The organism is Pseudomonas sp. NyZ480, assembly GCF_029537255.1.
Classification (GTDB): Bacteria; Pseudomonadota; Gammaproteobacteria; order Pseudomonadales; family Pseudomonadaceae; genus Aquipseudomonas; species Aquipseudomonas taiwanensis.
The window spans coordinates 657,657-683,923 of the sequence record NZ_CP120626.1 but is presented as its reverse complement, the minus strand read 5'-3'; the positions used below and the strand labels follow the sequence as shown (position 1 = coordinate 683,923).

At 64.8% G+C, this 26,267-nt stretch carries 24 protein-coding genes; 18 read left to right on the top strand and 6 right to left on the bottom strand.

The features are described 5' to 3' along the window. Positions 1–9 precede the first annotated feature (9 nt). The 11 genes from holA (at position 10) to P3R38_RS02980 (ending at position 13,456) form a co-directional block, all read left to right on the top strand. Positions 10–1,047 carry a DNA polymerase III subunit delta gene (gene holA, locus P3R38_RS03030; RefSeq protein ID WP_027907991.1) on the top strand — a complete coding sequence of 346 codons (1,038 nt, stop codon included), beginning with the start codon at positions 10–12 and terminating at the stop codon, positions 1,045–1,047. A gap of 163 nt (positions 1,048–1,210) precedes the next feature. Further along, the gene (arfA, locus tag P3R38_RS03025; protein WP_023378548.1) at positions 1,211–1,375 is read left to right on the top strand and encodes an alternative ribosome rescue factor ArfA; all 165 of its coding nucleotides are present in this window, start codon (positions 1,211–1,213) and stop codon (positions 1,373–1,375) included. 60 nt (positions 1,376–1,435) lie between these two features. Next, positions 1,436–2,752: a lytic murein transglycosylase gene (locus P3R38_RS03020; RefSeq protein WP_027907990.1), complete on the top strand. Its 1,317-nt coding sequence runs from the start codon at positions 1,436–1,438 to the stop codon at positions 2,750–2,752. A gap of 185 nt (positions 2,753–2,937) precedes the next feature. Next, positions 2,938–3,816 (top strand): 50S ribosomal protein L11 methyltransferase, encoded by an 879-nt coding sequence (gene prmA / locus P3R38_RS03015; RefSeq protein WP_023378546.1) that lies wholly within the window; start codon positions 2,938–2,940, stop codon positions 3,814–3,816. 42 nt (positions 3,817–3,858) lie between these two features. Further along, on the top strand, positions 3,859–5,199 hold the full coding sequence (locus tag P3R38_RS03010) for a DUF3426 domain-containing protein (protein WP_104882995.1): 1,341 nt from the start codon (positions 3,859–3,861) through the stop codon (positions 5,197–5,199). 176 nt (positions 5,200–5,375) lie between these two features. Further along, entirely contained in the window at positions 5,376–6,389 is a 1,014-nt protein-coding gene (dusB, locus tag P3R38_RS03005) for a tRNA dihydrouridine synthase DusB (protein WP_027907988.1), read from the top strand. Then, a complete protein-coding gene (gene fis / locus P3R38_RS03000) occupies positions 6,386–6,706 on the top strand; it encodes a DNA-binding transcriptional regulator Fis (protein WP_011535876.1) in 321 nt (106 codons plus the stop codon). The genes dusB and fis overlap by 4 nt, the downstream gene beginning before the upstream one ends. Before the next feature lie 81 nt (positions 6,707–6,787). After that, positions 6,788–8,395 (top strand): bifunctional phosphoribosylaminoimidazolecarboxamide formyltransferase/IMP cyclohydrolase, encoded by a 1,608-nt coding sequence (purH, locus tag P3R38_RS02995; RefSeq protein WP_104882996.1) that lies wholly within the window; start codon positions 6,788–6,790, stop codon positions 8,393–8,395. A 182-nt stretch (positions 8,396–8,577) separates the two neighbouring features. Beyond that, positions 8,578–9,873: a phosphoribosylamine--glycine ligase gene (purD, locus tag P3R38_RS02990; RefSeq protein WP_023378542.1), complete on the top strand. Its 1,296-nt coding sequence runs from the start codon at positions 8,578–8,580 to the stop codon at positions 9,871–9,873. A 135-nt stretch (positions 9,874–10,008) separates the two neighbouring features. After that, positions 10,009–12,780 carry a hybrid sensor histidine kinase/response regulator gene (locus tag P3R38_RS02985; protein ID WP_277686813.1) on the top strand — a complete coding sequence of 924 codons (2,772 nt, stop codon included), beginning with the start codon at positions 10,009–10,011 and terminating at the stop codon, positions 12,778–12,780. 79 nt (positions 12,781–12,859) lie between these two features. Next, a complete protein-coding gene (locus P3R38_RS02980) occupies positions 12,860–13,456 on the top strand; it encodes a MarC family protein (RefSeq protein ID WP_023378540.1) in 597 nt (198 codons plus the stop codon). Here P3R38_RS02980 and P3R38_RS02975 read toward each other — a convergent pair. The 6 genes from P3R38_RS02975 to cobG all read right to left on the bottom strand — a co-directional run bounded on the left by P3R38_RS02975 (position 13,453) and on the right by cobG (position 19,355). Next, positions 13,453–14,109: a hypothetical protein gene (locus P3R38_RS02975; protein ID WP_023378539.1), complete on the bottom strand. Its 657-nt coding sequence runs from the start codon at positions 14,107–14,109 to the stop codon at positions 13,453–13,455. The genes P3R38_RS02980 and P3R38_RS02975 overlap by 4 nt on opposite strands. Positions 14,110–14,179: 70 nt before the next feature. After that, positions 14,180–14,863, bottom strand: a complete 684-nt coding sequence (locus tag P3R38_RS02970; protein ID WP_023378538.1) for a hypothetical protein — start codon at positions 14,861–14,863, stop codon at positions 14,180–14,182. Between the two features lie 116 nt (positions 14,864–14,979). Continuing rightward, positions 14,980–16,686, bottom strand: a complete 1,707-nt coding sequence (gene cobJ / locus P3R38_RS02965) for a precorrin-3B C(17)-methyltransferase (protein ID WP_277686811.1) — start codon at positions 16,684–16,686, stop codon at positions 14,980–14,982. Then, positions 16,674–17,405: a precorrin-2 C(20)-methyltransferase gene (locus P3R38_RS02960; protein WP_177429830.1), complete on the bottom strand. Its 732-nt coding sequence runs from the start codon at positions 17,403–17,405 to the stop codon at positions 16,674–16,676. Before P3R38_RS02960 ends, cobJ begins: the two co-directional genes overlap by 13 nt. Then, on the bottom strand, positions 17,405–18,031 hold the full coding sequence (locus P3R38_RS02955; protein WP_023378535.1) for a precorrin-8X methylmutase: 627 nt from the start codon (positions 18,029–18,031) through the stop codon (positions 17,405–17,407). Before P3R38_RS02955 ends, P3R38_RS02960 begins: the two co-directional genes overlap by 1 nt. After that, positions 18,024–19,355 (bottom strand): precorrin-3B synthase, encoded by a 1,332-nt coding sequence (gene cobG / locus P3R38_RS02950; RefSeq protein ID WP_027907984.1) that lies wholly within the window; start codon positions 19,353–19,355, stop codon positions 18,024–18,026. The genes P3R38_RS02955 and cobG overlap by 8 nt, the downstream gene beginning before the upstream one ends. 130 nt (positions 19,356–19,485) lie before the next feature. Between cobG and cbiE the strand changes: the two genes are divergently transcribed. From cbiE to P3R38_RS02915, 7 genes are all read left to right on the top strand, one after another. Next, positions 19,486–20,697 (top strand): precorrin-6y C5,15-methyltransferase (decarboxylating) subunit CbiE, encoded by a 1,212-nt coding sequence (gene cbiE, locus P3R38_RS02945; RefSeq protein ID WP_277686810.1) that lies wholly within the window; start codon positions 19,486–19,488, stop codon positions 20,695–20,697. Then, positions 20,690–21,784 (top strand): cobalt-precorrin-5B (C(1))-methyltransferase, encoded by a 1,095-nt coding sequence (locus P3R38_RS02940; RefSeq protein WP_277686809.1) that lies wholly within the window; start codon positions 20,690–20,692, stop codon positions 21,782–21,784. The genes cbiE and P3R38_RS02940 overlap by 8 nt, the downstream gene beginning before the upstream one ends. Next, on the top strand, positions 21,781–22,575 hold the full coding sequence (locus P3R38_RS02935) for a cobalt-precorrin-6A reductase (protein WP_081669743.1): 795 nt from the start codon (positions 21,781–21,783) through the stop codon (positions 22,573–22,575). The genes P3R38_RS02940 and P3R38_RS02935 overlap by 4 nt, the downstream gene beginning before the upstream one ends. Positions 22,576–22,714: 139 nt before the next feature. Continuing rightward, positions 22,715–23,104, top strand: a complete 390-nt coding sequence (locus tag P3R38_RS02930; protein ID WP_023378530.1) for a DUF2946 domain-containing protein — start codon at positions 22,715–22,717, stop codon at positions 23,102–23,104. A 47-nt stretch (positions 23,105–23,151) separates the two neighbouring features. Continuing rightward, a complete protein-coding gene (locus tag P3R38_RS02925; protein WP_023378529.1) occupies positions 23,152–23,637 on the top strand; it encodes a copper chaperone PCu(A)C in 486 nt (161 codons plus the stop codon). A 25-nt stretch (positions 23,638–23,662) separates the two neighbouring features. Beyond that, positions 23,663–24,094 (top strand): DUF2946 domain-containing protein, encoded by a 432-nt coding sequence (locus tag P3R38_RS02920; RefSeq protein WP_277686808.1) that lies wholly within the window; start codon positions 23,663–23,665, stop codon positions 24,092–24,094. A gap of 65 nt (positions 24,095–24,159) precedes the next feature. Continuing rightward, a complete protein-coding gene (locus P3R38_RS02915; protein WP_027907982.1) occupies positions 24,160–26,217 on the top strand; it encodes a TonB-dependent copper receptor in 2,058 nt (685 codons plus the stop codon). The last annotated feature ends 50 nt before the right edge of the window (positions 26,218–26,267 follow it).

Sequence of the window (26,267 nt, the reverse complement as noted above, 5' to 3'; positions counted from 1 at the left end):
CTGTTTCCCATGAAGCTCTCCCCCGCCCAACTCAACAAGCACCTGCAAGGTGCCCTGGCGCCGGTCTACGTGGTCAGCGGTGACGATCCGCTGCTGTGCCAGGAGGCCGCCGATGCCATCCGTACCGCAGCCCGTCAGCAAGGCTTCGACGAACGCCAGGTGTTCAGTGCCGACGCCAACTTCGACTGGGGCACCCTGCTCCAAGCGGGCGCCAGCCTCTCCCTGTTCGCCCAGCGCCGCCTGCTGGAGTTGCGCCTGCCCTCGGGCAAGCCCGGCGACAAGGGCGCCAGCGCGCTGATGGAGTACTGCGCCAAACCTGCCGAGGACACCCTGCTGCTGATCAGCCTGCCCAAGCTGGACGGCAGCGCGCAGAAGACCAAATGGGGCAAGGCGCTGATCGAAGGGCCCCACTGCCAGTTCATCCAGATCTGGCCGGTGGATACTCAGCAACTGCCACAGTGGATCAATCAGCGCCTGTCCCAGGCTGGCCTGTCGGCGCAGCGCGATGCCGTCGACCTGATCGCCGCACGGGTCGAGGGCAACCTGCTGGCCGCCGCCCAGGAAATCGAAAAGCTCAAACTGCTCGCCGAAGGCAACCAGATCACCGTCGAAACCGTGCAGGCGGCAGTTGCCGACAGCGCCCGCTTCGACGTATTCGGGTTGGTCGATGCCATTCTCAATGGCGAGGCAGCCCACGCCCTGCGCATGCTCGAAGGCCTGCGTGGCGAAGGTGTCGAGCCACCCGTGATCCTCTGGGCGCTGGCCCGCGAGTTGCGGTTGCTGGCGGGCCTGGCGCAGCAGTTCAGCCAAGGCGTGCCGCTGGACAAGGCCTTCAGCCAGGCGCGACCGCCCGTGTGGGACAAACGCCGCCCCTTGGTCAGCAAGGCCCTGCAGCGTCTCTCCGCGCAGCGTTGGGCGCAATTGCTGCAGGACGCCCAGCGTATCGACGCGCAGATCAAGGGCCAGGCCGAGGGCTCGCCTTGGACGGGGCTTGCCAGGCTATCGCTGTTGATGGCCGGACAGCGTCTGGTCCTGCCCCCCGAATGAGCCTCTTGGCCGACACGCAGCTCCTGCACACCCGCCAGGTACCAGATTGCCGCGACGACGAACCACGGCGATAGGCCGCCGGACCATAAACACAATCAATTGGCCTCACCCTGCCCACAGGCCTACAGTGCGCCCCGACACCCACCCCAACGGGAATTGCACCATGAGCAAAAAGCCGAAAAAGCACGGGCCCAACAAGGCCAAGTCCATCGTCGCCCAGCCCCTGTTCCGATGCCGACAAGAACGACCGAACAAGGGCAAAGGCAGCTACCGCCGCGAAGCCTTCCAATCGAGAGATTGGGAGGCTTCGTACTTTTTGGCAGCATGAAAGCATCGCGAGCGCAGGCATGGTATGGTCGGCACCTGACCTGCAATTCTGGATCTGTGCATGCTTCTCAGTCTTCGCCCTCGCTGGAAAACCCGCCAACTGATCGTGGCATCCAGCCTCATCCTGCTCGTCGCCTGCGCGGAGAAACCCACCGCCGCCGACGCCCTGCCGCTGGCACCCGCCCAGCCCGCCCCGGTAGTCACGCTGCCTACCGCAACGCCTGACGTCAGCACTGAAATCCAGCCTCTGCAAACCTTCGCCCAGTGGCAGGCCGGTTTCCGCCAGCAAGCCCTGCAAGCCGGTATTGCGGCCAACACCTTCGACCGTGCATTCCTTGGCGTGACGCCAGACATGGACGTGATCAAGGCTGACCGCAGCCAACCTGAATTCACCCGTCCGGTATGGGAGTACCTCGAAGGTGCCCTGTCGCCGCTGCGCGTACGCAACGGCAAGAAGCTGCTGGAGCAGAACGCCGAACTGTTGAGCCGCATCGAGCAACGATATGGTGTCGACCGCCAGGTGCTGGTCTCGGTATGGGGCATGGAGAGCAACTTCGGCCAGTTCCAGGGCAACAAGTCGGTGATCCGCTCGCTGGCTACCCTGGCCTATGAAGGCCGCCGCCCACAGTTCGCCCAGGACCAACTGATCGCTGCCCTGCAAATCCTGCAGAACGGCGACATCCAGCCAGACGCCATGCGCGGCTCCTGGGCCGGTGCCATGGGCCAGACCCAGTTCATCCCGACCACCTACAACACCCATGCAGTGGATTTCGACGGCGATGGCCGCCGGGATATCTGGAACAGCACCCCCGACGCCCTGGCCTCCACCGCTCACTACCTGCAGAGCTCGGGCTGGAAACGCGGCCAACCGTGGGGCTTCGAGGTCCAGCTGCCGGCCGGCTTCGATTACTGGCAAGCTGATGGCGCGCTGCGCAAGCCTGTCTACGAGTGGCTGCAGATGGGCGTGAAACTGCCCGCCGGCACGCAGTTGCCTTCGGGCAGCAACCAGCTGTCTGCCGCACTCCTGCTGCCGGCCGGCGCACGCGGCCCGGCGTTCCTGGTCCTGGACAACTTCCGCGCGATCCTCAAGTACAACAACTCGTCGTCCTATGCCCTGGCCGTGAGCCTGCTGGGGGACCGTTTCAGTGGCTGGGGCTTCATCGCCGGCAGCTGGCCGAAGGAAGACCTGCCGCTGAGCCGGACCGAGCGCGTTGAACTGCAAAACCTGCTCAACGCCAGCGGCCATGAAGCAGGCAATGCCGACGGCATCATTGGCGCGAACACCCGCAAGGCCATTCGTAATGCCCAACAAGGACTGGGATGGCCGGCGGATGGGTATCCGACGCACAAGTTGCTCGAGAGCCTGCGTCAGCAGTGATTCTGGAGGAGTGCTTTGCACTCCATCGCCGGCAGGCCGGTTCCTACAGCGCACGTGTGTATCCGTAGGCGTCTGCTTGCCGCCGATTAGCCCGCAAGTCATCCACAAACCCACCGCACTCGCGTAAACTGCCAGCCTTCGCGCAGCCTCGGGCTGCCCCTGTCGATTTACCAAAGGTGCCCGCCATGCCTTGGCTGCAAGTACGCCTGGCCATCAGCCCGGAACAAGCCGAAACCTACGAAGACGCCCTGCTCGAAGTGGGCGCCGTCTCGGTGACGTTCATGGACGCCGAGGATCAACCGATCTTCGAGCCCGACCTCAACACCACCCCACTGTGGTCGCACACCCATCTTCTGGCCCTGTTCGAAGCCGACGCCGAGCCGGAGCATGTGTTCGCCCACCTGCGCCTGCTGACCGGCGATACGTTGCCCGAGCACCACGCCGAAGTGATCGAGGACCAGGACTGGGAGCGTAGCTGGATGGACAACTTCCAGCCGATGCGCTTCGGCCAGCGCCTGTGGATCGTGCCAAGCTGGCACGAGGCGCCCGAGAAAGACGCGGTCAACCTGCTCCTCGACCCCGGCCTGGCATTTGGTACCGGCACCCACCCGACCACCGCCCTGTGCCTGGAATGGCTCGATGGCCAACAGCTCAAAGACACCCAGGTGCTGGATTTCGGCTGTGGCTCGGGCATCCTGGCCATCGCCGCGCTGCTGCTGGGCGCCCGTGAAGCGGTCGGCACCGACATCGACGTACAGGCCCTGGAGGCCTCGCGCGACAACGCCCAGCGCAACGGCATCGCCGATGAGCGCCTGGCCCTGTACCTGCCTGAAGACATGCCGGCCATGCAGGCCGACGTGTTAGTCGCCAACATTCTGGCCGGCCCGCTGGTTTCGCTGGCACCGCAGTTGTCTGGCCTGGTTCGTCCAGGTGGCCTGCTGGCCCTGTCGGGCATTCTCGCCGAGCAAGGCGAAGAAGTGGCCGCTGCCTACGCCGCCGACTTCGAGCTGGACCCGATCGTCGTCCGTGACGGCTGGGTGCGCATCAGTGGTCGCCGCCGATAGGCAGGCCTAGAATAAGTCTCTGCACAGCTCCCGGATTGCCGCATGACCGACAGTTTCGTCACCCAGTGCCCGCATTGCCAAACCAGCTTTCGCGTCACCCATCACCAGTTGAGCGTGGCGCGCGGCGTAGTACGTTGCGGCCACTGCCTGCAGGTGTTCAATGCGGCCAAGCAACTGTTGGAGCAAAACCGTGCTGGCGCCGCTCGCGCGCCCGTACCGCCAGCAGAGCCTGTCGCGGCACCTGCTCTCGCGCCGCTACCGCCGGTCAGCGAGCCTGCTGCCGAGCCGCAAGACTGGGCTGCCACCGCGCAAGCGCTGGACGCACTCGACCTGGACCAGGAACTGGCCCGACTCGAGCGACGTGGCCAACCGGCAGAGCCACACATCCCGAACAGCGACAGGGCACTGCACGCCCGTCGTGACGAGCCCGCCCCGCCCGATCTGGCAGACGAGCCGTTCGGCAACGCCATCGACGAACCACCTGAACCGCTCGAACCCCAAGCTGCGGCCGAGCCTGCCCCCGTCTTGCTGGAGCAGGAGCCATTGGAACGGGAGCCTGAACCCGGCGACCGCACCGAACCGACCCTGGGCACGACCCTGGACCTGGATTTCGACGACGAACCGCCAGCGCGCTCAAGCACCGAGGTCGAGCCGCAAGAGACCTTCAGCGAGCCGCTCTCGGTAGCCGAGGATGAAGTCCACGTCAAAGGCCTGAGCGCCCGTGACGATGACGACACCGACCTGCACCTGTCGGCCCGTGACGACGAACCGTTCGAGCCGGTGCCGGGCGAGCGCATCGAACCCGACCTGGTCGCCAAGGCCGAGCGCCCGGCGCGCAAGGAACCCCTGGTCGATGTGGTCGACGACCCGCTGCAACTGGACTGGGAGAAACCCCGACCCAACTGGGGCAAACGTCTTTTGTGGGGCCTACTGACGCTAGTGGCCGCAGGCCTGCTGGCCTTCCAGTACATCTGGTACCACTTCGACGAGATGGCCCGCCAGGACCAGTACCGTCCTTGGTTCCAGCAAGTCTGCCCGCTGCTGGGCTGCGAGGTGCCGACCCGCGTCGACATATCCCGCATCAAGAGCAGCAACCTTGTGGTGCGCAGCCACCCCGACTTCAAGGGTGCACTGATCGTCGATGCGATCATCTACAACCGCGCGCCCTTCGCGCAGCCATTCCCGCTGCTGGAGCTGCGCTTTGCCGACCTCAACGGCCAGTTGATCGCCAGCCGTCGCTTCAAGCCCAGCGAGTACCTCTCCGGGGAGCTGGCCGGGCGTGGCGAAATGCCCAGCCAGACCCCGATCCACATCGCCCTGGACATTCTCGACCCGGGCCCCAAGGCCGTGAACTACAGCCTCAGCTTCCGCTCTCCCGAGTGACCGGCGGTGTCGGGCCGGCATCTTGCCGGCGCTGGCCTGCTGTCGCAAACCTTCGGGCATAAGGCCGCAGCTGTTCAGATTTTATCCAAATCCATCTTTATCCGGTCACCGAGAGCGGGTATCATGCCAACCCTTTTTCGGACTCCAATGATTCGGCCCCACAACAGGGAACACCTATGTCGGCGGTACGCATCGGCCCTTATACACTGCGAAACAACCTGATCCTTGCTCCTATGGCCGGGGTTACGGACCAACCTTTCCGCACACTTTGCAAGCGCTTGGGCGCAGGCATGGTGGTATCGGAAATGGTGACCAGCGACATGAGCCTGTGGAACAGCCGCAAGTCCAGCCTGCGCCGCATCCATGAAGGCGATCCCGAGCCTCGCTCGGTCCAGATCGCCGGGGGTGACGCGCAGATGATGGCAGCGGCGGCCCGGGCCAACGTCGAAGCTGGCGCCCAGATCATCGACATCAACATGGGCTGCCCGGCAAAAAAAGTCTGCAACAAAGCCGCAGGCTCTGCTTTATTGAGAGATGAAGCCTTGGTCAGCGAGATCCTCCACGCCGTAGTCGGTGCAGTGGATGTCCCGGTGACGCTGAAAATTCGCACGGGTTGGGACCGGGCGAGCAAGAACGGCCTGAACGTGGCGAAAATCGCCGAGCAGGCCGGCATCCAGGCGCTGGCGGTACATGGCCGCACACGCGCCGACCTGTATACCGGCGAAGCCGAATACGACACCATCGCTGCCATCAAGCAGGCGGTGTCGATCCCGGTTTTCGCCAACGGCGATATCACTTCGCCAGAAAAGGCCCGGGCGGTGTTGGACGCCACCGGCGTCGACGGCCTGTTGATTGGCCGGGCTGCCCAAGGGCGGCCTTGGATCTTTCGCGAGATCGAGCATTACCTGAGGACTGGCCAGCAGTTGCCAGCCCCCACGCTGGACGAAGTGGAACGCATCCTGCTGGAGCACCTGGCCGCGCTGCATGCCTTCTATGGCGATGTAATGGGCGTACGTATCGCCCGCAAGCACGTCGGCTGGTACCTGGCAACAAGACCCGGTGGCAAGGAGTTTCGCTCCCGGTTCAACGCTTTGGAAGACACACAAGCGCAGTGCGCCAACGTTCGCGCCTTTTTCAGCGAGCGTCGACAGAGCCTTGAGACAGAGGACGGACAAGGGGTGGCCGCATGACGATGATGACCGAGACATTAGTGAGTGGAACAACGCCCGTGAGCGACAACGCCAACCTCAAACAGCACCTCAACACGCCGAGCGAAGAGGGCCAGACCCTTCGCGACAGCGTCGAGAAGGCGCTGCACAACTACTTCGCCCACCTGGAAGGCGCTACCGTTACGGACGTGTACAACCTGGTGCTCTCTGAAGTCGAGGCGCCCCTGCTCGAATGCGTGATGAACTACGTCAAGGGCAACCAGACCAAGGCCAGCGAGATGCTCGGACTCAACCGTGGCACCCTGCGCAAGAAGCTCAAGCAGTACGACTTGTTGTAAAGCCAGAATCCCAATCAGAAAAGGCGGCCTCTGCAAAGGGACGCCTTTTTTGCTGACTCCACCGCGTTATTGGAACCCGAAATGACCGACCAGACTACCCGCCTGCCAGTCCGCCGCGCCCTGATCAGCGTCTCCGACAAGACCGGTATCCTCGAATTCGCCCGTGAGCTGCAACAGCTCGGTGTCGAGATCCTGTCCACCGGCGGCACCTACAAGCTGCTCAAGGACAACGGCGTGAACGCGGTGGAAGTGGCCGACTACACCGGCTTCGCCGAAATGATGGATGGCCGGGTCAAGACCCTGCACCCGAAAATCCACGGCGGCATCCTGGGCCGCCGCGGCATCGACGATGCCATCATGAACGAGCACGGCATCAAGCCGATCGACCTGGTCGCCGTCAACCTGTACCCGTTCGAAGCCACCATCGCCAAGCCGGGCTGTGACCTGCCAACCGCCATCGAGAACATCGACATCGGTGGTCCAACCATGGTCCGTTCGGCCGCCAAGAACCACAAGGACGTGGCCATCGTGGTCAACGCCAGCGACTACGCCAGCGTCCTTGAGAACCTCAAGGCCGGTGGCCTGACCTACGCCCAGCGCTTCGACCTGATGCTCAAGGCCTTCGAACACACCGCCGCCTACGACGGCATGATCGCCAACTACATGGGCACCATCGACCAGGCCAAAGAGACCCTGAGCACCGAAGGCCGCAGCGAATTCCCGCGCACCTTCAACAGCCAGTTCGTCAAGGCCCAGGAAATGCGCTACGGCGAGAACCCACACCAGAGCGCGGCGTTCTACGTCGAGGCCAAGAAAGGCGAGGCCAGCGTTTCCACCGCCCTCCAACTGCAGGGTAAGGAGCTGTCGTTCAACAACGTGGCCGACACCGATGCCGCGCTGGAGTGCGTGAAGAGCTTCGTCAAGCCAGCCTGCGTCATCGTCAAGCACGCCAACCCATGCGGCGTGGCCGTCGTCCCTGAAGACGAAGGCGGCATCCGCAAGGCCTATGACCTGGCCTACGCCACCGACACCGAGTCGGCCTTCGGCGGCATCATCGCCTTCAACCGCGAGCTGGACGGCGAAACCGCCAAAGCCATCGTCGACCGTCAGTTCGTCGAAGTGATCATCGCGCCGAAAATTTCCCAGGCCGCCCGTGAAGTGGTTGCCGCCAAGCAGAACGTGCGTCTGCTGGAGTGTGGCGAGTGGCCTACCGAGCGCGCCGCCGGTTGGGACTTCAAGCGCGTCAACGGTGGCCTGCTGGTGCAGAGCCGCGATATCGGCATGATCACCGCCGATGACCTGAAGATCGTCACCAAGCGCGCCCCGACCGAGCAGGAAATCCATGACCTGGTGTTTGCCTGGAAAGTGGCCAAGTTCGTCAAGTCCAACGCCATCGTCTACGCCAAGCAGCGTCAGACCATCGGTGTCGGTGCTGGCCAGATGAGCCGCGTGAACTCCGCCCGTATCGCCGCCATCAAGGCGGAGCATGCTGGCTTGCAGGTTCAGGGTGCGGTCATGGCATCGGATGCGTTCTTCCCGTTCCGTGATGGCATCGACAATGCGGCTAAAGTGGGTATCAGCGCCGTGATCCAACCCGGTGGCTCGATGCGTGATGCCGAGGTGATTGCTGCTGCTGACGAAGCCGGCATCGCGATGGTCTTCACCGGCATGCGCCACTTCCGCCACTGATTTACGGCAATCGGCCGCACTGAAGCAGGTATCTGCTGCGTTGGGGCCGGTTCCGCTGATGCTCATTGCCAGAAGGCAACTACGCTCATCGGAACCGGCTTCGCCTTGCATCCACCTGCTTTACTGCGACCTCGCAAAGCGAGAGGCAACCACTCTCGTTCGACAGATTTCGAGGTTTTGACATGAAAGTTTTGATCATCGGCAGCGGCGGCCGTGAGCACGCCCTGGCCTGGAAAGTCGCCCAGGACCCACGCGTCGAGAAAGTCTTCGTTGCCCCAGGCAACGCTGGCACCGCCATCGAAGCCAAGTGCGAGAACGTCGCCATCGACGTCTGTGCCCTGGAGCAATTGGCCGATTTCGCCGAGAAGAACGTCGACCTGACCATCGTCGGTCCTGAAGCACCGCTGGTTATCGGTGTGGTCGATCTGTTCCGCAGCCGTGGGCTGGACTGCTTCGGCCCGACCAAGGGCGCGGCCCAGCTCGAAGGCTCCAAGGCCTTCACCAAGGACTTCCTCGCCCGTCACAAGATTCCGACCGCCGACTACCAGAACTTCACCGAGATCGAGCCTGCCCTGGCCTATCTGAAGGAGAAGGGTGCGCCAATCGTGATCAAGGCCGACGGCCTGGCCGCAGGCAAAGGCGTGATCGTCGCCATGACCCTGGAAGAAGCCGAAGCCGCCGTGCGTGACATGCTGGCCGGCAACGCCTTCGGCGACGCGGGTTCGCGCGTGGTGATCGAAGAGTTCCTCGACGGCGAGGAAGCCAGCTTCATCGTCATGGTCGACGGCCAGAACGTCCTGCCAATGGCCACCAGCCAGGACCACAAGCGCGTCGGCGACAAGGACACCGGCCCGAACACTGGCGGCATGGGTGCCTACTCCCCTGCCCCGGTGGTCACTGCCGAGGTGCACCAGCGTGTGATGGAGCAGGTGATCTGGCCGACCGTGCGGGGCATGGCCGAGGAAGGCAACGTCTACACTGGCTTCCTGTACGCAGGCCTGATGATCGACAAAGCGGGCAACCCCAAGGTCATCGAGTTCAACTGCCGCTTCGGCGACCCGGAAACCCAACCGGTCATGCTGCGCCTGGAGTCGAGCCTGGTGCTGCTGGTCGAGGCCGCCTTCGCCAAGGCCCTGGACAAGGTCGAGGCCCAGTGGGACCCGCGCCCGAGCCTGGGCGTGGTGCTGGCAGCAGGCGGTTACCCGGGCGACTACGCCAAGGGCGACGTGATCAGCGGCCTGGAAGCAGCGGCCAAGATCGAAGGCAAGGTGTTCCACGCCGGTACTTCGCTCAAGGATGGCCAAGTGGTGACCAACGGTGGCCGCGTGCTCTGCGCCACGGCGATGGGCAGCACGGTTGCCGACGCTCAGCAGCAGGCTTACCGCCTGGCCAAGGAAATCAGCTGGAACGGTAGCTTCTACCGGACCGACATCGGCTACCGGGCCATTGCCCGCGAGCGCGGTGAGCACCAGCAGTAAGCATTACCGAATCGCCGTGGTGCCCTGCGCCCACGGCCTTCGGCTCGTCGACAGGCTCTGGCCAAGGCCTTGCCTTCGACTTGGCGCGCCGCGCATAGTTAATACCCGGCACATCAGCTAAGAAGGGATTTCGTCGTGCGTCGGCTTCGGATTGCCACAGCCCTGATCGTCAGCTTGCTGACCTTGCTCTGCCTGCTTCCGGCTTCGGCCGAACAAGGCGGAGGCTGGTCGGTTCTGCTCGATGAACAGGCCAACCTGCAATTGAGCGATGTGCGCTCCGATCGCTACCGCAGCCAGTTCAGCCCCATCGCTCTCGGCGACCTGGATGCCGCGCCCGCGGAACAGGCCCTGTGGCTGCACTACCGGCTGGAGCCTGGCGACCAGGAACAACTGCTGCGGGTGTTCGCCCCGGACCTCTCACGCCTCGACCTCTACGCCCTCGACGGCGACCAATTGCTCCGTCAGCTGCACCATGGCCCCCAGGCCGGCAACGCCAGCCCGACCCTGCGCGGCAGCGACCATGTCTTACCTCTGCCCAACCGCCAGCAGCCGCTGGATATTTACCTGCGCCTGGTCTCCGAGCACCAGCTGCGCCCGGCCATCAGCCTGGAGCCCGCCGCGGTAGCAGCCTCCGACCAGGCTCAGCCCTTGCTGTTCGGCATGCTGTTCGGCGGTTTGGTGATGCTCATCCTGCACAACCTGATCCGCTTCCTCTACACCCGCTCCAGCACCACCCTGGTGCTGGCCCTGTATCACGGCCTGATGCTGCTCAGCGGCCTGATTCTGCTGAACCTCAGCGGCCCATGGTGGCATTTGTGGCATAGCGCGCAGACGCCGGCGGCCTACCTGACCCTGGTCCTGGCAGGGCTGGCCGGGCTGTACTTCACCCAGCATTTCTTTTCCCCCTGCAGCTCGCCACGGCTCAACCGCTTGTTGCAGGGCGAGATACTGGTCACGGCGGTCAGCGGCCTGGTCCTGCTGTTCGTCGATACCCTGCCGCTGAACCTGATGACCTATGCGCTGCTGTCGCTGGGCAGCGTAAGCATGCTGCTGGTGAGCAGCTACCACTGGTACAAGGGTTATGGGCCAGCGCGCCTGTTCAGTCTCGCCATGGTGATCTACAACCTCTGCGGCCTGGTACTGCTTCCGGCACTGCTCGGGCTGACCCGCACCTCGACCCCCTGGCTGCTGTGCATCCTCATGGCCATGACCGTGGCCAGCGGGTTGCTCCTCAACCTGGCCGTCAGCGAACGCCTGCGCCGGATGAGCGAGGAACGCTTCAGCGCCAGCCGCGCGCTGGCTGCCAGCGATGCCGAAATCAATGCCAAGGCCGAGTTCCTGGCCAAGATCAGCCACGAGATCCGCACCCCCATGAACGGCGTGCTGGGCATGACCGAGCTGCTGCTCGGCACGCCGCTGTCGGTCAAGCAGCGCGACTACGTGCAGACCATCCACAGCGCCGGCAACGAACTGCTGACCCTGATCAACGAGATTCTCGACCTTTCCAAGCTCGAGTCGCGGCAGATCGAGCTGGACGATGTGCAGTTCGACCTCAATGCCTTGATCGAAGACTGCCTGAACATCTTCAGGGCCAAGGCCGAACAGCAGAACATCGAGCTGATCAGCTTCACCCAGCCGCAGGTGCCACGCGTCATCAGCGGCGACCCGACCCGCCTGCGCCAGGCACTGTCGAGCCTGCTGGAGAATGCCCTGAAGAACACCGACCAGGGCGAGATCCTGCTGGTGGTGGCGCTGGACCAGCGCGGCGAGGCACCACGCTTGCGCATCGCCGTACAGGACAGCGGCGAGCCACTGCCGGCCGCAGAGCGCGAAGCCCTGCTGCAGGCCGAGCTGCACAGTCATCACTTCCTGTCGAGCAACAAGCTGGGCGGCCACCTGGGCCTGGTCATCGCCAAGCAGCTGATCGGCATGATGCAGGGCGAGTTCGGCATCAAGAGCAGCACCAACATGGGTAACACCCTGTGGCTGACCTTGCCGCTGGACCCTTCGCGACTCGAACAACCGCCCACCGACCTCGACGGCCCGCTGCGCGATGCCCGGGTGCTGGTGGTCGACGACAATGACACCTGCCGCAAGGTCCTGGTGCAGCAATGCAGCGCCTGGGGCATGAATGTCAGCGCCGTGCCTTCGGGCAAGGAGGCGCTGGCCCTGCTGCGCACCAAGGCGCACCTGCGCGACTACTTCGACGCTGTGCTGCTGGACCAGAACATGCCTGGCATGACCGGCATGCAGCTGGCCGCCAAGATCAAGGAAGACCCGAGCCTGAACCACGACATCCTGGTGGTGATGCTCACCGGCATCAGCAATGCACCGAGCAAGGTCATTGCCCGCAATGCCGGGGTCAAGCGAATCCTGGCCAAGCCCGTGGCGGGCTACACGCTCAAGACCACCCTGGCCGAGGAACTGGCGCAACGCGGCCGCGAACAGGCCGTGTCCATACCGATGCCCGGCGCGGCGCCAGCACTTGAGCTGCCCCGCGATTTCCGCGTGTTGGTGGCCGAGGACAACAGCATCTCGACCAAGGTGATCCGAGGTATGCTCGGCAAGCTGGACCTGGAGCCAGATACCGCCAGTAACGGCGAAGAAGCCCTGCAAGCCATGAAGGCACAGCGCTACGACCTGGTCTTGATGGACTGCGAGATGCCGGTACTGGACGGGTTCTCCGCGACGCAGCAACTGCGCGCGTGGGAGGCCGCCAACCAACGCCAGCGCACGCCGGTGGTGGCATTGACCGCGCATATTCTGGCCGAGCACAAAGAGCGTGCGCGCCTCGCTGGCATGGACGGGCACATGGCCAAGCCGGTGGAGCTCTCGCAATTGCGCGAGCTGATCCAGTACTGGGCGAACAACCGTGAGGCCCAGGCGGATACTGCGCATACCTCGTGATGTGCAGGGCCTGTCGCGCCTACACGGGCGATGGGGGCGCTGATACACTCCCCACACCCTTCCTGCCATGGACCTTGCCATGCTCCATGAGTTGTTCAGCGTCTACCTGAAGATGCTCGTGCTCTACAGCCCATTCTTCGTGCTGTCGTGCTTTATCGGTCTGACCCGCGGCTATTCCAGCAAGGAACGCAAGCAACTGGCATGGCGCGTGGCCTTCGCCGCGCTGGTCGCCAGCGTGCTGCTGTACCTGTTCGGGCGGGTGATCTTCGGGGTGTTCGGCATCACGGCCGACGCCTTCCGCATCGGCGCCGGCAGCGTGCTGTTCATCTCGGCATTGGGCATGGCCCAGGGCAAGCCGGCGGTGCAGGCCGACAACGTGCAACAAGACGTGACCATCGTGCCACTGACCATCCCCCTGACCGTTGGCCCCGGCACCATCGGTGCCTTGCTGGTGATGGGCGTGGGCCAACCGCATTGGGACGACAAGCTGCTGGCCATCGTCAGCATCGCCCTGGCCAGTTTCACCGTCGGCCTGGTGTTGTACCTCTCCAACAGCATCGAGCGGATTCTGGGTGACCAGGGCTTGCAGATCGTCAGTCGCCTGATGGGGCTGTTCGTCTGCGCCCTTGCGGCGCAGATCATCTTTACAGGAATCAAAGGTTATCTGTTGCCCTAGAGCTTCAAGTCCTCGATAAGCTGGCGATCCTTGGACAGCACCCGCGACAAGACCAACTGCTTGTGCTGGTCCCTGAACAAACGCAGGTTGAACCGTATCAATTCGGCACTGTGTGCATGAAGTGCCATTTTCAACTCCCCCTTGGCGAACAAGAGGTTCTTGTAGCTGTCCAGTTCGAGCATCTCCATGTGGAACAGCACCATGTCGTAGACGTCACCCGCTCTGCGCACACAAGGCATCAGCTGAATCTGGGTCTTGTTCTGCTCTCTCATCCGCGTTTCGAAGCGCTTGATCAACGTCGGATCGCGCTGCAATGCCAGGATGGACCGTTCCGCGACAGCCAGGTGCTCCGGCCTACCCACTTGCCCGATTCGCGACAATGCCCGTTCCAGTATCCGCTCTCGGCTTGGGCCTGGGTGTCTTACGATAGGCGCAGGCGTCGCATCCCATCCAAGAAAACACAGTTTGCGCCGGTAGTTGGTAAACCAGTCCAGACACAGCGGTTCCTCCTTCTCCTCCGTCGCCACACGGTGTGCAAAGCGGACCACCAACAGAATGTCCTCTCGCGCCTCACGGCTGACATCGGAAGAAAACGGCATGATGCTGCTTTCGACAACCGTGCCGCATAACGATACAGGGTTCAGGTCAGACATCTTCCAGTACCTCCAGGTCGCATACCGGGCGGGACATCGGAAAGCCAGTCCCGATGTCCCGCCCCGCAGATCAGTCGAGTTTGAGTTCAGCCAGCACTTCACGCGCCTTGGCATCGAGTTTCAGCTCGATCAGTTCGCGGGCATTGTTGTAACGGCGGCGGCTGAAGCTCAGCGAAGCGGCGCAGGCATAGGTCGTGGCGCCACGGTGCTCCCATTTGCCCAGCAGGGTTTCGCCTTTCCTGTCGGGAAGTTCATCGTTCTGCAGGGCGCAGACCAACATGACCACCTCACCACTTTCCGATTGAGCGCACTTGCACAGGCTGATGCTCACCCGGTCGTCTTCACGCGTGCGGGTACCCAGGAGCTTGATGATCTTGCTGTCCTGAAGCGCCTCCATGACGGCGCCACCCAGGTCCTTGAGGCTTTGCCTGATATCGCCGGTCGCCGACCCGTATGCAGACTGAAGCCCCTGGTAGAACAGGTTGCTCATCTCGACGTACGACCCGGACTCCGTAACCTTGTTGACTTCGTACTTGAGTGCCGTCCAACCCGTCGCCCCCATGATCCGCAGGTATTCTTCGAACCAGGCCTCCACCTCCTTGGTGGGGTGATATTTCTTGTTGGCGGCCTGGGTGGCCAGGGCATGGCTGTCGCGACTGGCTTCGCGAACGAGCTCGGTGACGTTGTCGCTGAACACGAACAGGTTTTCGTCGGCGAGCAGTTGAAGTGTCTGTTTCTCGCGGGTGGCGGTCATGTGGCGGATCTCCGTGATAGGGGGGGTGAGCCCTTGCGGCCCACCCACAAACCTACCGATCGCCAGACACCTTGCCCTGCCTGAAATGCTTCCTCGACGGCAGCTGTTCCAACCGCTTACGGTTTGCTGCCGTACCAGCGCGGGGTGTAGGTCCACAGCCCCCCGTCCGCACGCTCGAAGGTGCAGGTGGTGGAGGATCCGATCAATACCATGGTGCGCATGTCGACCATTTCTGGCACCAGTTCGGCCAAAGGTACGACCTTGAGCGTCTGCCCGGGCCTACCAACGTCGCGACCGAGGACTACAGGCGTGTTCCCCTCCCGATGCTGACGCACGATCTCCAGGGCACGCCCCAACTGCCAAGGTCGCGAGCGCGAGATGGGGTTGTAGAACGCCAGGACAAGGTCGGCCTGCGCCGCCAGGTCCAGACGTCGCTCGATGATCGACCAGGGCTTTAGGTTGTCCGACAGTGACATCACGCAGAAGTCGTGCCCCAACGGCGCGCCAGCCTGCGCGGCAGTGGCCAACGAAGCGGACACACCCGGCAGGATCTCCAGGTCCACGCGATGCCAGGCCGGGTCGGTCGATTCGTGCAGGGCTTCCAGTACGGCGGCAGCCATGGCGAATACCCCTGGGTCGCCCGACGACACCACCACCACCGAGCGCCCCTGGGCGGCCAGTTCGAAGGCGTGGCGAGCACGCTGCATCTCTTCGCGGTTGTCGGTGCAATGCAGAATCTGGTCGCCACGGAAGGGGCCGGCCATGCGCACATAGGTCTCGTAGCCAAGCACATCCTGGGCGCGGGCCAGTTCAGCCTTGACCGCGGGAACCATCAATTCGGCGGCGCCAGGCCCCAGTCCTATGACCGCAAGGCGGCCACGGGGGCGGCCGACCCGGGTGACATCCACGGGCGACGGGGCCAACGCGATGACCACACCGCCTTGTTCGATCAGGCGTGCTCCAGGCAAGGCAGCACTCGCCAGGTCCGCCAGGCCGGACACCCTCGGGGCGAAGCGCAGCGCAACGCCGAGCGTCTGCGCGGCCTCATGCAGGGACGGCTCTGCCATGGCCTGCTCGGCCACCAGCAAGCAGGCCAGTGACGGCTCGGCGATGCCCGCGGCACCCAAGGCAGCACGCACCTGCTCGACCAGAGCCGGCCCAACGGACTCGATGGCGACCACTACCGAGCGGGCGTGGATCAGTAATTCATCACGGCTGGCCGGACGCGCCTCGCACCCTACGTGAATGATGCGCTGCGCGGACTCACTGGCCGGCAGCTGAACCTGCGCAAGCCACGGGGCATCGCCTTCGACACGTACCGTCTCGCCAGCCAGCAGGTCCGAAACGAAACGCTTGCCCTGCTCGATGTCCGCCAGCGCATACCCCTCGGGTGGGTTCAACAGGCAGGTGCCGAATCGCAACTCGCCGCTGGTGGTGATCGCCGCAGGCACACCCAGTGCCTCGCCAATCTCGCGGGCCATGACATTGACCCCGGCCAGACCGCCCAGCAGTGGCACCACCGCACTGCCATCCTCGGCGACCGCCAGCACGGGCGGCTCGACGCCTTTCTCCGTGAGCATGCTGGCCAGGCTGCGAATGACGATGCCGGCCGCGCACAGCGCGATGATCGGCGTGTCCTGCTGGTACAAACCACGCAAGGTGTCGCCAAACGACGCATAGCTATGGTCGGTGCCTTCGACCCGCCCGCTCAGGCCATGGATCGCAGCACCTGGGTAAAGCCCCTTGATCCGCTGCGCCGTGGCCAGGCTGCCAGGGCCCAGAAGGATGATCGCAGGCGCCTTGTGCATGTTCATCCCTGCCATTTTTCACCCGGCACGATAATCAACGAGAAGTACGGCGACGACTGCGGATCGACCTCATCCAGCGGCACGATCTTCTGATTGGCCATGGTCGCGCGCTCGACATACAGCGCACGACCGTCCAGGCCCAGTTCAGCCAGCACCTCGCGCACCTTGGGGAAGTTGCGGCCAAGCTTCATGATCACCGCTGCGTCGGCGTCGGCCAGGCGGCGCTTGAGCGCTTCGGCCGGCAACACGCCAGACAGTACCGACAGGCTCTGGTTGCGGTACACCAGGGGAGCACCCAGCACCGAAGCCCCCCCTAGCATCGAGCACACCCCCGGAATCACTTCGGTGTCGTAGCGCTCGGCCAGCCGGTCGTGCAGATACATGTACGAGCCATAGAAGAACGGGTCGCCCTCGCAGATCACCGCCACGTCACGGCCGGCATCCAGGTGCTCGGCCACCTGTACGCTGGCTTCGTCGTAGAAATCGCTGATCACCTGCTCGTAGGACAAGGGTGCTGGCAAGGCTTCGGTGGTCACCGGGTACACCAGCGGCAGCAAGGTCTGCTCAGGTTGCAGGTGCGCCTCGATGATGCCGAAGGCATTGCCACGCTTCCCCTTGGCCACGAAGTAGCCAACCACGGGCGACTCGCGCAGCAGCCGCAGCGCCTTGACGGTGATCAGTTCAGGGTCGCCAGGGCCCACGCCCAGGCCCAGCAGACGTCCGCGCGGCGTCATCACTCCACCTCCGTGGCCAGGGCGTTGACCGCGGCGGCGGCCATCGCACTGCCGCCCAGGCGGCCCTGCATGATCACGAACGGCACGCCACGACTGTCGGCGGCAAGCATCGCCTTGGATTCGGCGGCACCGACGAAGCCGACCGGGAAACCGAGGATCAACGCAGGCTTCGGTGCACCAGCGTCGAGCATCTCCAGCAGATAGAACAAGGCGGTCGGCGCGTTGCCGATCACCACCACGCTGCCCTCAAGGTAAGGCCGCCACAGCTCCAGCGCCACGGCAGAGCGGGTATTACCGGCATCCTTGGCCAGGCCCGGCACGCTTGGGTCGCGCAGGGTGCAGATCACCTGGTTGTTGGCCGGCAGGCGCGCACGGGTGATGCCTTCGGCCACCATGTGCGCGTCACACAGGATCGGCGCACCGTTGGCCAGGGCCTGGCGCCCGGCGCGGCCCGCGCCTTCGGAGAACTGCAGGCCATCGATGGCGTCGACCATGCCACAGGCATGAATCACCCGCACGGCGAGCTTTTCGAGATCTGCGGGAATCCGCTCGAGCCGGGCCTCCTCACGGATGATCCGGAAGGAATTGCGATAGATCTCCTGACCATCGCGGATGTAGTCAATCATCAAGGTGCTCCGTCGGCAGGTCGAGCATGGCGCCTGCTTCGTTCAAGGTGAGGTTGGCGGCGCGCAGGGCACCGAAGCCCGGCAGGCGCGCATCGCGCAGGTAAAGGTCATAACGGCCCGGCGAGCGGGCCAGCAGCGTGGCTGGGGCGACGTGGGCCATGGCGCAGGATCGCGGGCAGCCAGACAAATGCACGCTGCCAGGAGCGCCTGGGCGCAACAGCGAGGCCAGGGCAACGGCATCGGCCTTGGTTTCGGCCTGGGCCTTGGCGCAGCCACTGGCACCGGTGCAGGCGGTGATTCGGGCCAGGGGAGCCTGGCTGTCGCACAACAGGCCGGTGGCTGCGAGTGCCGCCAGCGCCTGATCGCTGCGGTCGGCAGCGATACTGGTCAGCACCAGGCTTTGCCAAGGGCTCATGCGCAGGCTGCCATCGCCCATTTCGCGGGCAACCTCTGCGGCGCCGCGCAGCATGTGGGGTGTCAGTCGCCCCAGCGGCGGTGCAACGCCCAGGGCAATGCCTTGGGCCTGGGGTAGAACGCCCAGCCGGGGACTGGCGCGGCCTGTCCGCCTCCAGCTCAGCACGGCGGCATCGTGGCGGATATCCAGTCCGAGCCCATCGATGAACGCCTGGGGCGTGCAGCTTTTCAGCAATTGACGCATACGCGACTGCTCGGGGCTGGCCAGGTCGAGGAAGCGCTCCAGCACGGCACGCACCAGGGCCAAGCCCTGCGCCACCGGCACGGCGCCCAGCACTTGCCCATCGACCAGGCTGCCCGCCAGGCCAAACGCCAACCAGGTGCGATGCTCCAGGCGCACGGCCGACAGCCACAGGTCGTGTGGATGCTCAAGCATGGCCAGGCCCTCGCCGCCATCGAGCTGCACGGCGAACTTGGCGGAGAGCTGATGCAGGCGCGGGGTGCTTTCCAGCATCTGGAGGATCTCCAGCGCCAAGGGTCGCACATCCAGCAACATTGCCGGGTCATGCCCGGCCAGAGGGCTGAGCATGACGTTGCGCACATCGTCGCCAGCGGCCTCGCGCGGGCCGAGCCCGGCAGCCAGCAGGCTGTCGATCAAGCCGCTCGGATCGCGGCCAATGCCGCGAATCTGCAGGTTGCCCCGGTTGGTCGCCTCGATCACACCACCGGCATAACGCTCGGCCGCCGCCGCAACGGCTTCGGCCTGGTCGGCCAGCAGCAGGCCACCGGGCAACTTGATCCGGCAGATTCCACCGTCAAGCGCACTGACGATGCGCCACAACCCCGGACAAGCCGAGGGACGGGGTGAAACTTCGGGGGCGTTGGGCTGCTTCAATGGGGCGTCCGGCAATCTGCGAAAATGCGCTTGAGTGTAGAAGGCGCGGTATTATGCCTGCTTTGTCCGGCGGCATGAAAAGCCGGTGGTCTTGTGACGTGGTTTGGGGTCGGTGCACAACCCCGAAAATAGTGAAGAGGAACCCATGGCCCCCTGGCTGACAGTAGTAGGTATCGGCGAAGACGGATTCAGCGGTCTGGGCAAGCACGCCCGGCGCGCCCTGCTGAGCGCTTCGCGGATCATCGGCAGCCCGCGCCAGTTGGCCCTGCTGCCACGCTGCGTGCCTGGCGAGCGCCAGCCATGGCCTGCCCCCTTCTCCCTGGCCCCGGTGCTGGCCCTGCGCGGCGAGCCGGTGTGCGTGCTGGCCAGCGGCGACCCCATGTTCTACGGCGTCGGCGCCAGCCTGGCGCGACAGCTCCCCGCCGACGAGATGCAGGTGCTATCGATGCCCTCGTCCTGTGCCCTGGCCGCCGCCCGCCTCGGCTGGCCATTGCAGGAGGTGCAGGTGGTGTCGGTCGTCGGCCGGCCCCTGGCAACGCTGAACGCTCATCTGCACAGCGGTGTGCGCCTGCTGGTCCTGAGCAATGACGGCAGCAGCCCCGGTGCCATCGCTGCTTTGCTGCGCGAGCGGGGTTTCGGCCCCAGCCGCGTGCAAGTCTTCGAGCATCTGGGTGGCGTCGAGGAACGTCGCTTGTCAGCGACGGCCGAAGACTGGCCTGATGCACAGGTTGCCGCACTCAACCTGGTCGCCATCGAGTGCATCTCGACCCCGCATGCGTTGCGCCTGCCTCGGGTCGCCGGGCTGCCCGACGGGGCTTTTCGCCATGACGGCCAACTGACCAAACGCGATGTCCGCGCCATCACCCTGGCCCGCCTGGCACCGCAGCCGGGCGAGCTGCTGTGGGACGTGGGCGCGGGGTGCGGCTCGATTGGCATCGAGTGGATGCGCACGCATCCTGCCTGTCGGGCACTGGCCATCGAAGCCGACGAAGGGCGGCAAGGCTTCATCGAACATAACCGCGACGCGCTGGGCGTGCCTGGGCTGCAGTTGATCCGTGGCAAGGCACCCGACGCCCTGCAGGCACTGGAGCGCCCCGACGCGATCTTCATCGGCGGCGGCGTCACCCGTGAGGGCGTATTGCCGCTGTGCTGGGAGCGTCTGCGGCCTGGTGGGCGCTTGGTCGCCAACGCCGTGACCCTGCAAAGCGAGTTGGCCCTGGCCCACTTCCGCGAACAGCACGGTGGCGAACTGACGCGTATCCACATCGCCCAGGCGCAACCTCTGGGCCGCTTCGACACCTGGCGCCAAGCCCTGCCAATCACCCTGCTCGACGTGGTGAAGCCTGCCGATGCGTGAAGAAACCCAAGAACAACCAGCCCCCCTGCGCAGCGGCCTGACCACCGGCAGCTGCGCCACGGCCACCAGCCTGGCGGCGGCGCGCCTGTTGCTGACCGGTGAGTGCCATGATGCGGTGAGCATTACCTTGCCCAAGGGCAAAGTGGTGCAGATGCGCCTGGAGTTTTGCCGGCGCAATGACCAAGGCGCTGAAGCCGGTACCCTGAAGGATGCAGGCGACGATCCGGACGTCACCCATGGGGCGTTGCTCTACACCCAGGTGCGTTTACTGGCGGAGCCAGGCATCCGCTTCGTCGCGGGTAAAGGCGTCGGCACGGTCACGCGACCTGGGCTGGTACTGGCGGTAGGCGAACCTGCGATCAACCCGGTGCCGCGGCGCATGATCAGCGAGCACCTGCAACAACTTGCCAGCGACTGTGCCTACGCTGGGGGCTTCGAGGTCACGGTCAACGTGCGCGACGGCGAACAGCTGGCGCTCAAGACCATGAACCCACGGCTGGGCATCCTGGGGGGCTTGTCGATTCTCGGCACCAGCGGCATCGTCCGGCCGTTTTCGTGCTCCGCCTACATTGCCTCGATTCACCAAGGCATCGACGTCGCCCATACCAACGGATACACCCACATCGCCGCCTGCACCGGCAATGCCAGCGAGGACACCATACGCCGCGTCTACGGCCTGCCGGAAATCGCCTTGATCGAGATGGGCGACTTCGTCGGCGCGGTGCTCAAGCACCTGCGCAAAGTGCCGGTAGCCCAGGTGACCTTGTGTGGCGGCTTCGGCAAGATCAGCAAGCTGGCGGCCGGGCACATGGACCTGCACAGCCGCCATTCGAGCATCAACCTGCCGCAACTGGCCGGCTGGGCGGCGGACATCGGTGCCGACCCGGCACTGCAAACCGCCATCGTCGCCGCCAACACCAGCCAGCAGGCGCTGGCCCTGGCCCATGCCCAAGGCATAGCCCTGGGTGATGCAGTGTGTGACCACGCCCTGGCCTTTGCCCGCAGCGTGGTGCCCGCGCAGGTGCGAATGGAAGTGATCGCCATCGACCGGCAAGGCGGCATCGTAGGCCGCGCGGGTACCTTATGAGCGGACGCATCCTGCTGCTCGGTGGCGTCACCGAGGCCCTGGCCATCGCCCGTCGACTGGGCCCCGAGCACGTCTACAGCTTGGCCGGTATAGGCCGTGTGCCCCAGGACCTGACTTGCCAGGTGCGCGTCGGCGGCTTCGGGGGAGCCGAGGGACTGGCGCGCTACCTGCGCGAAGCAGGCATTACCCTGCTGATCGACGCCACCCATCCCTATGCCGCACAGATCAGCCAGAACGCGGCAAGCGCCGCCCGCGCCACCAGCACCCCGTGCTGGGCCCTGCGCCGCCCGGCCTGGCAGCCTCAGCCTGGCGATGACTGGCGCGAGGTGGAAAACTGGGCGGACCTGATCCAGGCTCTCGCCCCTTTCCGCCGCCCGCTGTTCACCTTGGGCCGCGAGCCCTTGCAACATCTGGACGAGATACCGGCTGGCCAGTTCTGGACACTCCGCGCCCTAGAGGCCTGCCCAGGCAATGCGCGCTGCGAGGTGATCGGCGCACGCGGGCCGTTCGACATCGCCGGTGAGCGAGCGTTGTTCGATCGTCGGGACATCGATGTACTGGTCAGCAAGAACAGCGGCAGCGTGGCCACCGAGCCAAAGCTGGAAGTGGCGCGGGAACGGGGGGTGCCGGTACTGGTCCTGAAACGCCCGCCGTTGCCGAAGGCAGAGCGCGAATTCCACTCGGCAAGCACGCTGCTTGAGGCATTGGGCTTGCCAAGCACGGACCGCGCGGCGGATCTGCCGAAGCGCGGCCAGCCGGAAAGCCAGGTGGGCGAAGACTTTCAGCGTTAGCTGTGCGGCGTCGAAGCTGGATTCGGTCAGCGGATCGAAGCGAAGCGTCCAGAGGTACTGCGTCACTTCACCGCACCCCGCCATTTTTACCTATACTCCGCCGTACAATAGCCACCACGATTCCTGACCGGATCTCTCCATGCCCCCACGTCGGCACATCGCCTGGATAGCCTGCCTTGCAGTGCTGTTCAACCTGCTGGCCATGCCGCTGTCCTCTGCTGCGCCCAAGGGCCCTGCTGAGCAGCTGCTGTGGGGGGCTTTCTGTTCCAGCATGGCGGGCAAGGCCAAGGTCGATGTCCAGGCCCTGGCCAAGATCGACCTGGGTACGCAAAGCGACGACCACTCCAACATGCAGCACTGCTGGTGCTGTTCGGGCGCCGCGCCCTTGCTTGCCCTGCCGGGCTATCCGCCGCAATTGCACAATCCGCCCACCGTGCTTGCCGGGCTCGCGCCTCAGCTTGCCGCGTACCAACCTACGCCCCGCCAGCTTTGGCCCGCGCTCAACCCCCGAGCCTCTCCCCTGGTCTGAGTTCATCACGCTTTCGCTTCGAACCCGATCAGAACGGAGACATGCCCATGCTCGAACGCACCCTCATGCTGGCTGCCCTGCTGCTGCCTGGCGCCTACGCCAATGCCCACGAGTACACCGTAGGCGACCTGCACATCGCCCACCCCTGGTCGCTGGCGCTACCGCCGAACGCCCCCAACGTCGCGGCCTATTTCGTCGTCCACAACAATGGCAAGGCCGACGATCGCCTGCTCGGCGTCGACAGCCCGATCAGCGATGATGCGCAACTCCACGAGCACGCCCAGACCAGCGGCGGCACCATGAAGATGCAGCAGGTGCCAAGCGTAACGGTACCTGCGGGCAAGGACCTGACCTTCGCCCCTGGCGCCTACCACGTGATGCTGATGCAACCGAAAGAACGCAGCCTGCTCAGCGACGGCAAGCGCTTTCCATTGACCCTGCACTTCGAGAAGGCCGGCGACATCACCGTCGATGTGGCCGTGCAGAAGCAGCCACCGACGGACCAGCCGCAGGCCCACGAACACGCGCACTGACGCCAGCTGACAGGCGCTCGCCACCATGAGCCTGCCACGTAACAGCCTCAGCCGTACCACCCGCCCTGAACGCAGGCGCGTCGGTGGCGGTTGGCTGAGCCTGTTCGCCATGTGGATGATCTTCATCGGCCCGCTGATTTCCCAGTCGATGCCGATGGATCACCACGCCGGCATGAGCATGCCGATGGACATGCCAATGGCGGCTGCCCATCAGCATGGCGGCGATACACATCACGGCATGGGCAACGATGGCCAGTTGCATGTGATGTGGGAAAAATGCGGCTATTGCAGCCTGCTGTTCAACTGCCCCGCCCTGCCGCAAACCCTTAGCCCGCTCAGCGTAGCCAGCACAGCGCCCTCCACCTTCATCCTTGCACCCACGCGCCAGGGCCATGCCCGGCAGGCCGTGTTCCCCGGCGCACGCAGCCGCGCGCCGCCCCTTTCGATCAGCGTCTGAACCCCCGATATCGCCCGGAGCCAGGAGGCTTCGCGCTTACTCATGACTGATCGACTGGAATCATTATGTCCGGCTGCACCCCTGTATTCACTCCCGCCGTCTGCGGGACCCTCGCCGCACTGTGCGGCTCGTTGCTCGCCCCCATGGCCTTGGCCGCCGATACCGGCCATGAAGGCCATGAAGCGGAACTGAGCCCGACGGTGATCACCGCCGTAGCGCCAAGCTCGCCGCTGACCGTCGTCACCCATCCGAAAGACCCTCGCCAACCGGTGCCGGCCAGCGATGGTGCCGACTACCTCAAGACCATTCCCGGCTTCTCGGCGATCCGCGCCGGCGGCACCAATGGCGACCCCGTACTGCGCGGCATGTTCGGCTCACGCCTGAACATCCTCACCAACGGCGGCGTGATGCTCGGCGCTTGCCCCAACCGGATGGACGCGCCGACCTCCTACATTTCGCCGGAAACCTACGACCGCCTCACCGTCATCAAAGGCCCGCAAAGCGTGATCTGGGGCCCCGGGGGCTCGGCTGGCACCATTCTCTTCGAACGCGATCCGGAACGCTTCGGCACCCTCGGCAGCCGCGTCAACGCCAGCCTACTGGCCGGCTCCAACGGCCGCTTCGACAAGGTCCTCGACGCCGCGGCTGGCAACAGTCTCGGTTACGCTCGCTTCGTCGGTAACCAGTCACGCTCGGACGACTACAAGGACGGCAATGGCGACACCGTGCCGTCTCGCTGGGACAAATGGAACGGCGATGTGACCCTTGGCTGGACGCCAGATCAGGACACCCTGCTGGAGCTTACCGCCGGCAAGGGCGACGGCGAGGCACGCTACGCCGGGCGGGGCATGGATGGTTCGCAGTTCAAGCGCGAGAGCCTAGGCCTGCGCTTCGAGAAATCCAACCTGGGCGAGGTGCTCGACAAAATCGAGGCGCAGGTCTACTACAACTACGCCGACCATGTGATGGACAACTACAGCCTGCGTACTCCGTCAGGCACCGGCATGATGGCCGGGCCGATGGCCGCCGCTGTCGAACGCCGCACGCTGGGGGCACGGATCAAGGCCACCTGGCGCTGGGCCGATGTGCAACTGATCAGCGGCATCGACGCGCAGACCAACGAGCACCGCGCGCGCAGCGCAATGGGCGTGGACACCTACAAGGACAAACCCTGGGACAAGGACGCCGACTTCCACAACTATGGCGCCTTCGGCGAACTCACCTGGTACGCCACCGGCGAAGACCGCCTGGTCACCGGCCTGCGCCTGGACCGTGCCTCAGCCAGGGACTTTCGCGAGGACAGCGCCACCCAGGGCAACACCCGTGCCGACACCCTTCCCAGCGGCTTCGTTCGCTACGAGCACGACCTGGCGGCGTTGCCAGCCACCACCTACATCGGTCTCGGCCATGCCCAGCGCTTCCCCGATTATTGGGAGCTGTTCTCCCCGGACCAGGGCCCAACCGGCTCGACCAATGCCTTCGACAGCATCAAGCCTGAGAAAACCACCCAGCTCGACGTTGGCATCCAGTACCGCGACGAGCGCCTGGAAGCCTGGGCCTCGGGATATATCGGGCAGGTACGCGACTACATCCTGTTCGACTATCGCACCGGCATGATGGGCATGAGCAGTACCCAGGCACAGAACATCGACGCCCGCATCATGGGCGGCGAACTGGGGGCGGCCTACAAGCTGACCGAAAACTGGAAGGCCGACGCCACCCTGGCCTACGCCTGGGGCAAGAACAGCAGCGACGGCAAGGCACTGCCGCAAATGCCACCGCTGGAGAGCCGCCTGGGCCTGACCTACAGCCGCGACACCTGGAGCGTCGGCGCCCTCTGGCGCCTGGTCGCCGAACAGAACCGTATCGCCGAGAACCAGGGCAACGTGGTGGGCAAGGACTATCAGAAAAGCGCGGGCTTCGGCGTGTTCTCGCTCAACGGCGCCTACAAGGTGAGCCACAACCTCAAGCTCAGCGCGGGGGTCGACAACCTGTTCGACAAGGCCTACGCCGAGCACCTGAACCTGGCAGGGAATGCCGGGTTCGGCTACCCGGCCAGTGATCCACAGCCGGTGAACGAGCCAGGCAGGACCTTCTGGACCAAGGTCGATTTCAGCTTCTGACAATAACAACGGGCGCGGCTTCGGGCGCGCCCATCAGCAGGTCAAGACAG

Excerpts from the sequence above, each read along its gene's own strand:
- holA (WP_027907991.1), top strand. The coding sequence starts at position 10 with ATGAAGCTCTCCCCCGCCCAACTCAACAAGCACCTGCAAGGTGCCCTG.
- arfA (WP_023378548.1), top strand. The coding sequence starts at position 1,211 with ATGAGCAAAAAGCCGAAAAAGCACGGGCCCAACAAGGCCAAGTCCATC.
- P3R38_RS03020 (WP_027907990.1), top strand. The coding sequence starts at position 1,436 with ATGCTTCTCAGTCTTCGCCCTCGCTGGAAAACCCGCCAACTGATCGTG.
- prmA (WP_023378546.1), top strand. The coding sequence starts at position 2,938 with ATGCCTTGGCTGCAAGTACGCCTGGCCATCAGCCCGGAACAAGCCGAA.
- P3R38_RS03010 (WP_104882995.1), top strand. The coding sequence starts at position 3,859 with ATGACCGACAGTTTCGTCACCCAGTGCCCGCATTGCCAAACCAGCTTT.
- dusB (WP_027907988.1), top strand. The coding sequence starts at position 5,376 with ATGTCGGCGGTACGCATCGGCCCTTATACACTGCGAAACAACCTGATC.
- fis (WP_011535876.1), top strand. The coding sequence starts at position 6,386 with ATGACGATGATGACCGAGACATTAGTGAGTGGAACAACGCCCGTGAGC.
- purH (WP_104882996.1), top strand. The coding sequence starts at position 6,788 with ATGACCGACCAGACTACCCGCCTGCCAGTCCGCCGCGCCCTGATCAGC.
- purD (WP_023378542.1), top strand. The coding sequence starts at position 8,578 with ATGAAAGTTTTGATCATCGGCAGCGGCGGCCGTGAGCACGCCCTGGCC.
- P3R38_RS02980 (WP_023378540.1), top strand. The coding sequence starts at position 12,860 with ATGCTCCATGAGTTGTTCAGCGTCTACCTGAAGATGCTCGTGCTCTAC.
- P3R38_RS02975 (WP_023378539.1), bottom strand. The coding sequence starts at position 14,109 with ATGTCTGACCTGAACCCTGTATCGTTATGCGGCACGGTTGTCGAAAGC.
- P3R38_RS02970 (WP_023378538.1), bottom strand. The coding sequence starts at position 14,863 with ATGACCGCCACCCGCGAGAAACAGACACTTCAACTGCTCGCCGACGAA.
- cobJ (WP_277686811.1), bottom strand. The coding sequence starts at position 16,686 with ATGGCAGGGATGAACATGCACAAGGCGCCTGCGATCATCCTTCTGGGC.
- P3R38_RS02960 (WP_177429830.1), bottom strand. The coding sequence starts at position 17,405 with ATGACGCCGCGCGGACGTCTGCTGGGCCTGGGCGTGGGCCCTGGCGAC.
- P3R38_RS02955 (WP_023378535.1), bottom strand. The coding sequence starts at position 18,031 with ATGATTGACTACATCCGCGATGGTCAGGAGATCTATCGCAATTCCTTC.
- cbiE (WP_277686810.1), top strand. The coding sequence starts at position 19,486 with ATGGCCCCCTGGCTGACAGTAGTAGGTATCGGCGAAGACGGATTCAGC.
- P3R38_RS02940 (WP_277686809.1), top strand. The coding sequence starts at position 20,690 with ATGCGTGAAGAAACCCAAGAACAACCAGCCCCCCTGCGCAGCGGCCTG.
- P3R38_RS02935 (WP_081669743.1), top strand. The coding sequence starts at position 21,781 with ATGAGCGGACGCATCCTGCTGCTCGGTGGCGTCACCGAGGCCCTGGCC.
- P3R38_RS02930 (WP_023378530.1), top strand. The coding sequence starts at position 22,715 with ATGCCCCCACGTCGGCACATCGCCTGGATAGCCTGCCTTGCAGTGCTG.
- P3R38_RS02925 (WP_023378529.1), top strand. The coding sequence starts at position 23,152 with ATGCTCGAACGCACCCTCATGCTGGCTGCCCTGCTGCTGCCTGGCGCC.
- P3R38_RS02920 (WP_277686808.1), top strand. The coding sequence starts at position 23,663 with ATGAGCCTGCCACGTAACAGCCTCAGCCGTACCACCCGCCCTGAACGC.
- P3R38_RS02915 (WP_027907982.1), top strand. The coding sequence starts at position 24,160 with ATGTCCGGCTGCACCCCTGTATTCACTCCCGCCGTCTGCGGGACCCTC.